The sequence below is a fragment of the Neobacillus drentensis genome, assembly GCF_036962765.1.
Taxonomy (GTDB): domain Bacteria; phylum Bacillota; class Bacilli; order Bacillales; family Cytobacillaceae; genus Neobacillus; species Neobacillus drentensis_C.
This window is the reverse complement of record NZ_JBALOS010000241.1, coordinates 1-11,017: the sequence shown is the minus strand read 5'-3', so window position 1 is coordinate 11,017 and position 11,017 is coordinate 1. Positions and strand designations below refer to the sequence as shown.

Here is an 11,017-nt window from a genome sequence, read left to right as displayed (position 1 = left end):
CTGAAAGACGAGTTACCATTACTTTGCCATGACTTTCAATCAACTTTCCCATGATCAGACCAATTTGTTCAGACGTTTTCCCTTCTCCATAAATCACTTCTGGATAACCGGTGCGCCTTTCTCGATCAATATCTACTTTACTGAAACCTAAATCTTCAAAATTACTCAAAATATCACCCGCTGTCCTAAACTAAGTCTGTTCTACTTTTCTACTTCTTGCAAAACCTTATTCATACTACCACTCTTGTAACCGTTGAAATCCATCGTGACATAGGTATATCCAAATTCTTGAAGCTTCGCTGTGATTTCTTGATGATTTTCCAATAAACGTTGCATATCTTGTGGTTCTACTTCAATTCTAGCAATTTCACCATGGGTCCGTACCCGTACTTGCCGAATTCCAATAGCTCGAATAGCTTGTTCTGATTTATCAATTCTTTTCAGTTTTTCTATTGTAATGTGCTCTCCATAAGCGATCCTTGATGAGAGGCAAGCAAAGGAAGGCTTATCCCATGTTGGTAGACCCATTTGTTGTGATAGCTCACGAATTTCACTTTTATAAAGATCAGCTTCCTGAAGAGGTCCCCTTACGTTATATTCTCTCGCTGCCTTTGTTCCTGGTCTGTGCTCTCCAAGATCATCTGCGATTAGCCCGAAAACTACATTATTGTAGTTACTCTCTTCCATGATAGGTACAAGATGCTCGAACAAGCTTTTTTTACAAAAATAGCATCGGTTTGATGTGTTCTCAGAATAACCTGGAATATTTAATTCCGATGTCTGAATCACCTCGTGTCTTGCACCTAGGAGTTCGGCGAGTTTAATTGCTTCTTGCAATTCCTCAAAGGGGTATGTTTCACTATCAGCTGTTATAGCCAATACATTTTCCCGTCCAAGCGTGTCGAGTGCAGCCTTCAATAAAAATGTACTGTCCACGCCCCCCGAAAAAGCGATAACTACTGTTTTCATTTCCTTTAATATCTCTTGAAGTTTGTTATATTTCAAATCTAGCATGACAATCACCCTTTACGAATGTTTTGAGGCTAGTTTCATAGCTTGTCTAATCGCCTCAACTAAGCTTTCTTTATCATTTCCTCCATTTTAAACCTGACCCTTTTTACTCTTCCACGAAAGGAATCGTTAATGGACCTAATGGTAAAACGGCAATCGACATATTCTCTCCATAGGATTGTTTCAATTCCTCTAAAGTTTGTTCGATATTATGAGTAGGTTTTAGCATGGCACTCTCAACTTGTTCATCTGTGAGGATGGAGTATACATAGACATCTGCCCATACTTGCGTCACAGCTTGTTTCTGAACCTGCCATTGATCGAACATCTTAAAATTCGAATCATTGATTAGATCTAATAAAGCTTGCGGGCTATCAGCGAATTCAAAAATCTTCGAATAATTCCCATGACTTGGAAGTCCATCCGAGCACTCTGAAGCAACAATAATCGATCCGCCTTTTTTAACAATTTTATGTGCTGCGCTCATCCCTTTAACAGCTTGATAAAGGTTTTGGTCAAGCGGGTAACCTGAATTGGATGTAATCACGACATCAAATCGATCTTCACACTTGATCATGGCATGTTCTTTTACAAATTCACATCCTTTGTCATGGGCTTCATATAATTCGCCAGCAAATACAGATGTGATTTCTTTCTCTCTATTTAATGTAACATTTAACATGAAATCAGGTTTACACATACGATTGATTTCACGAGTCATCTCTTGAACAGGGTTATCTTTCATATTTCCCCATGTGGAACGAGCATCCCCGATCATTCTTGCATTGTGGAAGGTCATAATCGTTTCAATACCAGCAATACCTGGCATAATCCCTTTTGGACCTCCAGAAAATCCAGCAAAAAAGTGTGGTTCGATAAAGCCCGTTACAATCCGAAAATCTGCTTCAACATATTCTTTATTTAAATAGACATCACAACCAAACTTACTTCTTCCAACATTCATTAATGTTTCTTTATCATGACATTGATTGTTTATGATTCTAACATTATCAACAACCCAATCTCCAAGCATTTGAACAAATTCTTCTCTTGTTTGGTCACGATGGGTACCGGTACCGTTTATAACAACAAAATTTTCGATTGGAACATGATTAAGTTCTTCAATCAGTACAGGTACCAACTTGTGATTAGGGGTTGGTCTCGTAATATCACTGATCACAATGGCCACTTTATCCGATGCTTTCACCATCTCTTTTAAAGGTGCTGTGCCAATTGGATTTTTTAATGCTTCTTTTAGGGCTTCAATATCATTTTCTAAACCTGGTAAATGATTAGGTTCAACAATAAATGCATCATCAGACACTTCAACTTCCAGCCCATTTTTTCCATATAATAGGTTTGTTTTCATTTTAATCGCTCACTTTCAATTTTTAAAATGTTGGCTCTGTTACACTTGCCTGTTGATTTCCGCTCCAGGCTCGTGCGGTTCGCGGGCGGTCCGGAGAGTCTCCCGCAGGAGTCTTCGCCCTTCCCCCCCAATCAACTGGGTGCCAAAATCAACAATAAGATTTAACATAGACAAATTGTTAAATAGGTAGCTTTAGAAAAAACAATGACATTTATAACTACAATGAACTAAAGATTAGCCCCCGAGAATGCTCTCAGGGGCATAATTTATAAATTATTTACATAGGGAAATTTTAACTTGCCTGTCGCTCTTGCAGGTTTAATTTTCCTTTTTTCTGAAGCCTGTTTGCATACCATGCAACCACTATTGGACATAGAATTGCACTTACAATAACACTTGCAGCAACCATTATAGTTGCAGATCCCGCAACTTCCGCATAGGCAGGGTTTGCTGCAGCTACAGCAGCAGGGACTCCAGCGGCATTGCCAGCAGTGGTTGCAGCAGATAATCCTGCAATTCCGTTCCCGCCTGTTAAACGGTCTGCAAAGAATAGGGCAGTACCAGTAACAACTACGACAGCAACGCCTAACAAGATTCCTGTCAAACCGGAAGCAGCCACTTTTTTGAAATCCAGACCGCACCCAAGACCAAATGCAAAGAAAGGAATAAGAACAGGACCCGCTTTCCCAAAAAATTCACGAAGATCTTTATCCAAATTACCTGCAATCATTCCCAGAACTAATGGAAGTACTGCACCAACCATCGCTTGCCAAGGGAAACCAGCAAGACCAGCAGCACCTAAAGTAAGCATTGTAAGGAATGGACCTGATTCAAGAGACATTATGGAATAAGCACCTGCATCCTCAGGCTTACCAAATTGACCCATCAGTGCCATATACATACCGCCATTCGTGTCATTCATAGCTGCAACAATGGCCAGAACAGACAACCCGCCAAGAACCATTCCATTACCTATGAACTGTGCAGCAATAATACCAACAATTGCAGCCACGCCAATCTTTGTGATTAATAACACGCCGCCTTTTTTCATGATATAAGGTGTGGCTTTGAAGCTTAATGTTGTACCCATACAGAAAAAGAATACTGCTAAAATTGGGAGAGCGCCAGTCCAAAGGGCACCAGTAAAGGAACCAAAGAATGTAGGTGTTCCAGGAAATAACGTATTTAGTGTTGCACCAATGAGAAGTGGAAATAGCATCATTGAGCCGGGAATTCTATCAAGTGTAGCTTTAATTTTCATAACGGTGTAGCTCCTCTCTAGGATTAAAGATTTTATTTTTTAATAAAATGGTCAATAACCGTAAAAATACTAATCTCTTTGAACTGTGGGAAATTTTATTTTATTTAATTGATGAAAAAATGAACGGACCACTTGCTCGGCCGCTTTTTCTAGCAATTCGCCGGCAGTTTCCATGGCCTCTTTTAATTCCATGGGCTTGTTTATGATGCTGTGAACGCTTACAATTCCATACTGATAAAGTACTTCTATTCCTGTTCCTACTGTACCAGCTAAAATGACTGTCGGAATATTTTTCAATAATAATGCCGCCTGCGCAACTCCCATCGGAGTCTTACCAGAAGCCGTTTGGAAATCTACTTGTCCCTCTCCTGTTATGACAAGGTCTGCTCCCACAAGAGCTGCCTGAAGGCCTGTATATTCTATAACCACATCGATCCCCCTTCTCATTCTAGAAGGGAAAAAAGCTTGGAATGCTCCACCAATTCCACCAGCTGCTCCTGCTCCTGGTAAATCGTGGAGATGAACACCGGTTACTTTTTCAACCTCATCTGCCCAATGTTCTAGACAAGCATCTAATGTTATAACCATCTCGGGAGTTGCTCCCTTTTGTGGACCAAACACATGTGATGCTCCATGTGGGCCAATTAAAGGATTCTCTACATCCGACGCAATAAGAAATTGGCAAGCTGGTATTCTCTTGTCAAACTCGCTTAAATCAATGGAACGAATCTTAGCAAGCTCGGCACCACCAGTGGAAATTTGGTTTCCCTGTTCATCTAAAAGTGATAAACCAAGAGCCTGAAGCATACCCGCCCCGCCATCATTGGTAGCTGAGCCGCCCAGTGCTAAAATAAATGACGTAAAACCATCATCTAAAGCCTTTTTAATAAGTTCCCCTGTTCCAAAGGTAGTTGCTTTTAAAGGATTAAGCTCTTCTCTGGAAATTAGTGGGATCCCCGAAGCCTTTGCCATTTCAATGACACAGGTCTTTCCATCACCCAATATGCCATATTCAGCTTCAACCTTTTGACCTAGAGGTCCCGTAACAGTGACCGGAATTTTTTGTCCATATGTGGCAGCAACTAAAGTATCTAAGGTTCCTTCTCCACCGTCAGCAACAGGAAGGCATACAGTATTGGCATCTGGAAAGGCATTTTGAATGCCTTTTTCTATCGCTCTGGCTGCCTCAACTGCACTTAAACTCCCCTTAAATGAATCAGGGGCTATTACAATCTTCATATTATCACCCATTCGAATACGCTTTCATTTTTCTATTTTCATTATACTAAGCTTGATTATAGAAAACATCGTGTGTACCATATAAAAAAAGGAACTAATTTTTTGAATTTTTTGTACGATTTAACTAACTTTTCGGAGGAAAAAGATGTTAACGAGAGAAATTGCCCAAACCATTGTACTAGAAACCTCTCTACGCCTTAATAGAAATATAAACATTATGGATGAAAAAGGGATTATTATTGGATCCGGTGATCCTTCTAGGATAGACGATATTCACGAGGGGGCCATTGAAGTTCTAAAAAGCGGTGAAACACTGATTATTCCTTTTAATGAAAAAGGTGTTTGGAAAGGGGCTCATCCCGGCATCAACCTACCGATTGAATTTCAAGATAGAATTGTAGGAGTGATTGGCATTACAGGAAATCCCGAAGAGTTACAGGAGCTAGGCGGCATCGTAAAAATGATTACGGAGCTTATGATAAAAGAAAAATTTATCGCTTCTCAATTGGAATGGAAACTACGAACGAAAGAAATGATTATCGAAGAGCTTTTGAAAAGTTATCCATCCAACAGCAATATCGAACGGTGGCTTAACCTAATTGGCCTGAAGCTTCAGGCACCATTTATCACACATGTGATTCAAATGACGGATCGCACAATCACGAATCAAACATTAACTAATAAAATAGAAGAAATAATTGGTGAAAAACACAGCCTTGTAGGCTTTATCAATATTAATCGAATGTTTATCGCCTTTTCCGGATTCACTCAGCAAGAATCAGACAAAAAGCTACAAAAGATATATGAGGAATTGAAAAAGCTGAAGTTAAAATTTCGACTTGCATACAGCACTTCTTTTAAATCAATGAGTAAGTTTAACCAATCCTATATTGATTGTGACCTTGCCCTTCAAATCAGTGATGAAGCAGAGGATATCATTTCATTTGCCGAAGTGGAACCAAAAGCGTTAATTTATAAAATAGATCGTGCATGGGGAGAAAGGTTTACTAATAGAATCATGAGTAAAACCTTGCTTAAATATGCTGATACTTTAGAAGTCTTTTTTAAAAATAACTTAAATATCCAGCAAACGGCTGATTACTTATATCTTCACCGAAACACACTCATTTATCAACTAAGCAAAATAGAAAAAGAAACGGGCTATGATCCAAAAAGGTTTAAAGATGCGTTAACACTACAGCTTGCTCTTTGGTCAGATAAGAAGTTAAAAAGCGAGGAAAACGCTAACTAGAAAAACACAAAAGTGTCAGGTACCAAGTGTAGACAATTGTCCTGCCACGGTACCTGACACTATTTTATGTATAGGCAATACTTTTTTAAAGAGAAACCCATTGTAGCTGCTGAACTAGAATTCTTAACGGATCCCCACAAATTTTTTATGCTCCTTGATGACCAGATGAATAAATTTTCCCCTCTCATCTTCACTACTTTTGAGAACTTTTATATTTTCAGGCTTCTTTAAATAGCGTTTAACTTTGCTGTTATTCCAAATGATGTAATGATAGCGAACATCTTTATCCAATTGGGAAAACCATTCTTCTTCCCTTAATTCATCTATGTTTTTTTCTAGTTTTGACTTCGGAGTAGGGAAAATGGCCTCCAATACACCACCAATTAAATCACCAATCAAATCAGCTATAAAATCACTTATAATGATCATCATAACTACTCCTTGTCCTTAATAAGATTTTCATAGTAATTTAATAATAGTATTGGAAGGCTTAGAAGTAAACATTTTCCAGAAATACTCCCTGGAGAGAGGCCCTTTTTTAAAAGAGGCGTTGGCTATTAACACAATTTGGAAGGTTTTTCTTTATATTTGTAGAATTTAGTAAATCTCTGGGATTGAGAGAAAGGAGCCATGTGCATGATTTCAAAAACGGATGACATAGTGAGGACGGCGCCAACCACCATGTCTAAAAAGTTAATCTTATTAATGTCGCTTGCCTGTGGGTTGGCGGTGGCGAATCTTTATTATAATCAACCGCTCCTTGCAGAGATGGGTCGAACGTTTCATGCCAATGCTCACCAAGTAGGCAACATCGCCATGTTTACACAAATTGGCTATGCCGTGGGGATGTTTTTATTTGTGCCATTGGGTGACATGAAGGAACGCCGAAAGTTGATTGCCCTTTCGTTGATCGCCGTAACGATTTCCCTTATTAGCGTCGCCACTGCACGAAATCTTCTCTGGATGAACATTGCGAGTTTGGCAGTAGGAGTGACAACCGTTGCCCCTCAACTGATCCTTCCTTTTGCAGCACAATTGGCAGCCCCAATGGAACGCGGCAAAGTGATCGGCACGATCATGGGTGGATTATTCATTGGGATTCTTTTAGCAAGAACCGTCTCCGGACTCATTGGCGGAGGCCTTGGCTGGCGTGCCATGTACTGGCTCGCCGCGGCAATGATGTTAGCTTTAGCGATCATCTTACGGACATTTCTTCCAAAAGGCTATCCTGAAACACGTTTATCCTATCCCGAGCTCTATAAGTCTATCGGGCAATTAATCGTTACCCAACCGATTTTAAGAGAAGCCTCATTAATTGGTGCGATGCTGTTTGGATGTTTTAGCTTATTTTGGACATCCTTATCGTTTTTTCTCGAAGGAGCACCCTATCATTATGGCAGTGAAGTGGCAGGATTATTTGGCTTAGTGGGCATCGCAGGCGTAGCAGGTGCACCTGTAGTCGGCCGTCTGGCAGACCGATTCAATGCAAAAGCAATGGTGGGTTTATTGATTGGGATCGCTCTAGTATCCTATCTATTCTTCGGATTTCTTGGAACCTCTTTATGGGGGCTTCTTATTGGCGTCATTCTCTTAGATCTAGGTGTCCAGGGCGCACAAGTCTCCAACCAAACCCGTATTTACAGCTTAATGCCCGAGGCTAGAAACCGGTTAAATACCGTTTACATGGTCAGTTATTTTCTGGGCGGTTCCCTCGGTTCAAGCCTTGGCGGCTATGCTTGGAGCTGGTGGAAATGGCAAGGTGTTTGTTTGACAGGAGGCTTGATGATCCTCATCGCGCTGATCGCCTGGGCCACACATCGGACAAAAAAATAAAACGGAAAAGCTTAAATTAACAGTCGTTTACCTAACAACGGTTAATTTAAGCCTTGTTTTTTTCTTCATTATACAAAAAAGTACTCAATAGGTAGACCTTTTTTAGGTATCTACACTATCGGGTACTTTTTACTTTGCACTTACCTTTTTGAACTCTAAACGTTATTTATTAGTTTGATTTCCTTTTGCATCACGTTCAACTTGCATTTTTGTGACAGGAAGATATCCTTGCTCTTGTAATAAAGTATTTTGGATATCATCTGACATCATATAATCAAGGAATGCTTTAGCAAGATCTGCAGCCTCACCCTTAGTATATGAATGTTGGTAAGCCCAAACTGGGAATTTACCTGATTGTACATTTTCTGCAGTTGGTTCAACACCGTCAATTGCAAGAGGTGTTACAGAGTCATCAGTGAAATAGGAGAATGCAAGGTAACCGATCGCACCATCCGTTTCGTTAATAATCTTTTTAACAGTGTTTGAAGAATCTTCTGTGATTCCCTCAGCTGGTGTAGCACCATCAAGAGCGAATTTATTGAATACTGCACGTGTACCAGAAGAATCAGGACGGTTTACAAGTACGATCTTTTGGTCTTTTCCGCCAAGTTCTTTCCAGTTAGTGATTTTTCCAGTGAAAACTTTAATTAAATCTTCTTTTTTAATATCTTTAATACCGACTTTAGGGTTAACAGCTGCAGTCATACCTACAACAGCTACTTTATGGTCAACAAGTTGATCAGCAGGAATTCCTTCTTTTTCTTCCGCGAATACGTCTGAGTTACCAATCTGTACAGATCCTTCAGCAACTTGTGATAAGCCTGTACCAGATCCACCAGCATTTACTTGAACATCAACTTTTGGATTTTCAGCCATAAACTCTTCAGCAGCGGCTGCCACTAATGGCTGCATTGCTGATGATCCTGATACGATTAATGAACCTGAAAGTTCTTTCTTTTCTTCCGTTTTTGCTGTTTCTTTCTTCGTAGTTCCTTCTGTCTTATCTGAAGATGTTGTGCCTCCACAAGCAGCCATGAATACCATTAATGCTGCAAATAGTGTAAGTAGGCTTAATTTTTTTAAGCTTTTCATTCTCTTAATTCCCCCTAAGAAGATTGTATGTTTTTTATTTTGCCTAACAGCTATAAATATAGGACAAAAGTATTAATTCCGTTTAAAGGAAATGTAAAGGTTTTGTAAATTAGTATTTTCTCTCATTATCTAAATCGATATTTTAAATGGAATTGGAGACCAATAGATAGGGGGTAGCTTTCAATCTCATCCATCAAAGGTTAGATTAGATCCTTTCAGTTCTACTTGGTGCAAAAAAATATTTTGTTAGATTTTATAAAGAAACTTTTACAAAAACCATACACTCTTCAAACAAAATCTTAATACTAATTTCATAATATTAGTTTGAAAGACTATCAATATTTTTGGGGGATTGGAAAATGTTAAATAAATTTAAACCAATAACGGCCTTGGCTCTCAGCCTTACCATTTTGTCTCAAGGTTTGCCGGTGGCTGCAAAAGATACAGAATACAACAACCAGACGAATTCTGGCGGCCGGTGGTTGAGCGGAGAATATCACGCCCATACCGCTCAATCCGACGATGCGGAAGGATCTCAGACGCTTGAAAGAGTACTAGACAACGCCTTTGATAAGTATGGGATGGATTGGATGGCCATTTCTGATCACTTGAGAATGTCGTCACGGGATGATGAAGGAAACCCGATTCCTGGCGGGCCCATTCCGCTGTCTCAGGGAATTATTCAATATCAAGCTCCGAAAATGAAACAACTGCAGGAAGCAGGGAAATATAAAAATAAAATGATCTTTTCGGGATTCGAATGGGACATGCCTACTTATGAGCATGTCGGCATCGGCATTCTGGGAGACCAGCCAGGAGCAGCGAAAAGTTTAAAAGCAGGAAATCAGTTTGAGTATCTGTTTACAAACCGGGATGAAAAGATGTTTGATCCGGCAGATACAGCGGTCTGGAAAGCACAGGAACAAAGAGCCTACACAACGGCTCAAGATGCACGGACAGCCTTAGCATGGCTTGAAAAAAAGTATAAGAATACTAGTTATGCTATCTTGAACCATCCTTCGAGAAAAAGGGTGTACACGATTTCGGATTTCCGTGACTTCAACAATATCGCTCCGGATGTCGTGTTTGGCTTTGAAGGCATGCCAGGTAACCAGATGGAGCCCGACAGAGGCGGCTTAAATCTGAAAACACCTGAAAATCGGACATACGGCGGTTCCGATTACATGCTTGCGAAGGTCGGCGGCATTTGGGATGCGCTTCTCGGTGAAGGACGACGGTTCTGGAACTTTTCCAACTCGGACTCCCACTTCGAAATCAGCAATAACCGCCTCTACTCTAGTGGGTACTGGCCTGGAGAATATTCCAAAAATTATACATGGGTGAACGGTTCTACGATGCAAGATGTTCTAGATGGCATGAAGTCAGGGAAATCTTTCTCTGTATTTGGGGACTTAATTAACGAACTTGATTTCCATGCTGCTGGCGGCGGCAGCAAAGCAGGAATGGGCGGAGATCTAAAAGTAAAAGAGGGACAAATGGTTAAACTTACAATCCGATTCAAAAGCCCGAAAAAGAACAACAATGGCGACGCGGTTCAAGTGAATCATGTCGATCTCATTTCCGGTGAAGTAACAGGGAAAGCCGTACCGGGCACACCTGCTTACAGTAAAAACACCAACGATACGACTAAAGTCATGAAACGATTCACAAGCAAAGATTGGAAAACGGATGATCACGGCTACCATGTCATCACTTATAAAGTGAAAGCGAGCAAGGACCAATACTTCCGTCTAAGAGGCACGAATTTAGGGGTGAATGTCTCAGGAGAAACAAGTAATGGTGAGCCATTGATCGATCCAATGACTAATATTGAGGACAATGAAACGCGCTTTGCCGAAATCAACAAACGAAACTATCAAGACCTATGGTTTTACTCCAACCCTATTTTCATGAGCATACAAAAAGAGAAGGAAGAAAGTAAATAGTAAAAGTAAAAGGG

9 protein-coding genes are annotated in these 11,017 nt (G+C 40.2%); 3 read left to right on the top strand and 6 right to left on the bottom strand.

Translation table 11 applies throughout. The features are described from left to right. Positions 1-201: 201 nt before the first annotated feature. The 4 genes from larE to V7137_RS24805 form a co-directional block, all read right to left on the bottom strand. Positions 202-1,014, bottom strand: a complete 813-nt coding sequence (gene larE, locus V7137_RS24820) for an ATP-dependent sacrificial sulfur transferase LarE (RefSeq protein WP_335700550.1) — start codon at positions 1,012-1,014, stop codon at positions 202-204. Positions 1,015-1,117: 103 nt separating this feature from the next. Beyond that, positions 1,118-2,380: a nickel-dependent lactate racemase gene (gene larA / locus V7137_RS24815; protein WP_335700549.1), complete on the bottom strand. Its 1,263-nt coding sequence runs from the start codon at positions 2,378-2,380 to the stop codon at positions 1,118-1,120. Between the two features lie 292 nt (positions 2,381-2,672). Continuing rightward, a complete protein-coding gene (locus V7137_RS24810; protein ID WP_335700548.1) occupies positions 2,673-3,641 on the bottom strand; it encodes a 2-keto-3-deoxygluconate permease in 969 nt (322 codons plus the stop codon). A 69-nt stretch (positions 3,642-3,710) separates the two neighbouring features. Continuing rightward, positions 3,711-4,880, bottom strand: coding sequence for a glycerate kinase (locus V7137_RS24805; protein ID WP_335700547.1), 1,170 nt, complete (start codon positions 4,878-4,880; stop codon positions 3,711-3,713). Positions 4,881-5,025: 145 nt separating this feature from the next. On the opposite strand from V7137_RS24805, the gene V7137_RS24800 reads away from it, so the two are divergent. Beyond that, positions 5,026-6,132, top strand: coding sequence for a CdaR family transcriptional regulator (locus tag V7137_RS24800; RefSeq protein WP_335700546.1), 1,107 nt, complete (start codon positions 5,026-5,028; stop codon positions 6,130-6,132). 123 nt (positions 6,133-6,255) lie between these two features. Here V7137_RS24800 and V7137_RS24795 read toward each other — a convergent pair whose 3' ends face one another. Next, positions 6,256-6,561 (bottom strand): hypothetical protein, encoded by a 306-nt coding sequence (locus V7137_RS24795; protein WP_335700545.1) that lies wholly within the window; start codon positions 6,559-6,561, stop codon positions 6,256-6,258. A 207-nt stretch (positions 6,562-6,768) separates the two neighbouring features. On the opposite strand from V7137_RS24795, the gene V7137_RS24790 reads away from it, so the two are divergent. Continuing rightward, entirely contained in the window at positions 6,769-7,965 is a 1,197-nt protein-coding gene (locus V7137_RS24790; protein WP_335700544.1) for an MFS transporter, read from the top strand. Between the two features lie 162 nt (positions 7,966-8,127). Here V7137_RS24790 and V7137_RS24785 read toward each other — a convergent pair whose 3' ends face one another. Then, positions 8,128-9,057 (bottom strand): phosphate ABC transporter substrate-binding protein, encoded by a 930-nt coding sequence (locus V7137_RS24785; RefSeq protein ID WP_335700543.1) that lies wholly within the window; start codon positions 9,055-9,057, stop codon positions 8,128-8,130. Between the two features lie 359 nt (positions 9,058-9,416). Between V7137_RS24785 and V7137_RS24780 the strand changes: the two genes are divergently transcribed. After that, on the top strand, positions 9,417-11,003 hold the full coding sequence (locus tag V7137_RS24780; RefSeq protein WP_335700542.1) for an S-layer protein: 1,587 nt from the start codon (positions 9,417-9,419) through the stop codon (positions 11,001-11,003). The last annotated feature ends 14 nt before the right edge of the window (positions 11,004-11,017 follow it).

Bases quoted from the DNA above. Each gene is read 5' to 3' on its own strand.
- V7137_RS24810 (WP_335700548.1), bottom strand. From the start codon at position 3,641: ATGAAAATTAAAGCTACACTTGATAGAATTCCCGGCTCAATGATGCTA.
- V7137_RS24805 (WP_335700547.1), bottom strand. From the start codon at position 4,880: ATGAAGATTGTAATAGCCCCTGATTCATTTAAGGGGAGTTTAAGTGCA.
- V7137_RS24795 (WP_335700545.1), bottom strand. From the start codon at position 6,561: ATGATCATTATAAGTGATTTTATAGCTGATTTGATTGGTGATTTAATT.
- V7137_RS24800 (WP_335700546.1), top strand. From the start codon at position 5,026: ATGTTAACGAGAGAAATTGCCCAAACCATTGTACTAGAAACCTCTCTA.
- V7137_RS24790 (WP_335700544.1), top strand. From the start codon at position 6,769: ATGATTTCAAAAACGGATGACATAGTGAGGACGGCGCCAACCACCATG.
- V7137_RS24785 (WP_335700543.1), bottom strand. From the start codon at position 9,057: ATGAAAAGCTTAAAAAAATTAAGCCTACTTACACTATTTGCAGCATTA.
- larE (WP_335700550.1), bottom strand. From the start codon at position 1,014: ATGCTAGATTTGAAATATAACAAACTTCAAGAGATATTAAAGGAAATG.
- larA (WP_335700549.1), bottom strand. From the start codon at position 2,380: ATGAAAACAAACCTATTATATGGAAAAAATGGGCTGGAAGTTGAAGTG.
- V7137_RS24780 (WP_335700542.1), top strand. From the start codon at position 9,417: ATGTTAAATAAATTTAAACCAATAACGGCCTTGGCTCTCAGCCTTACC.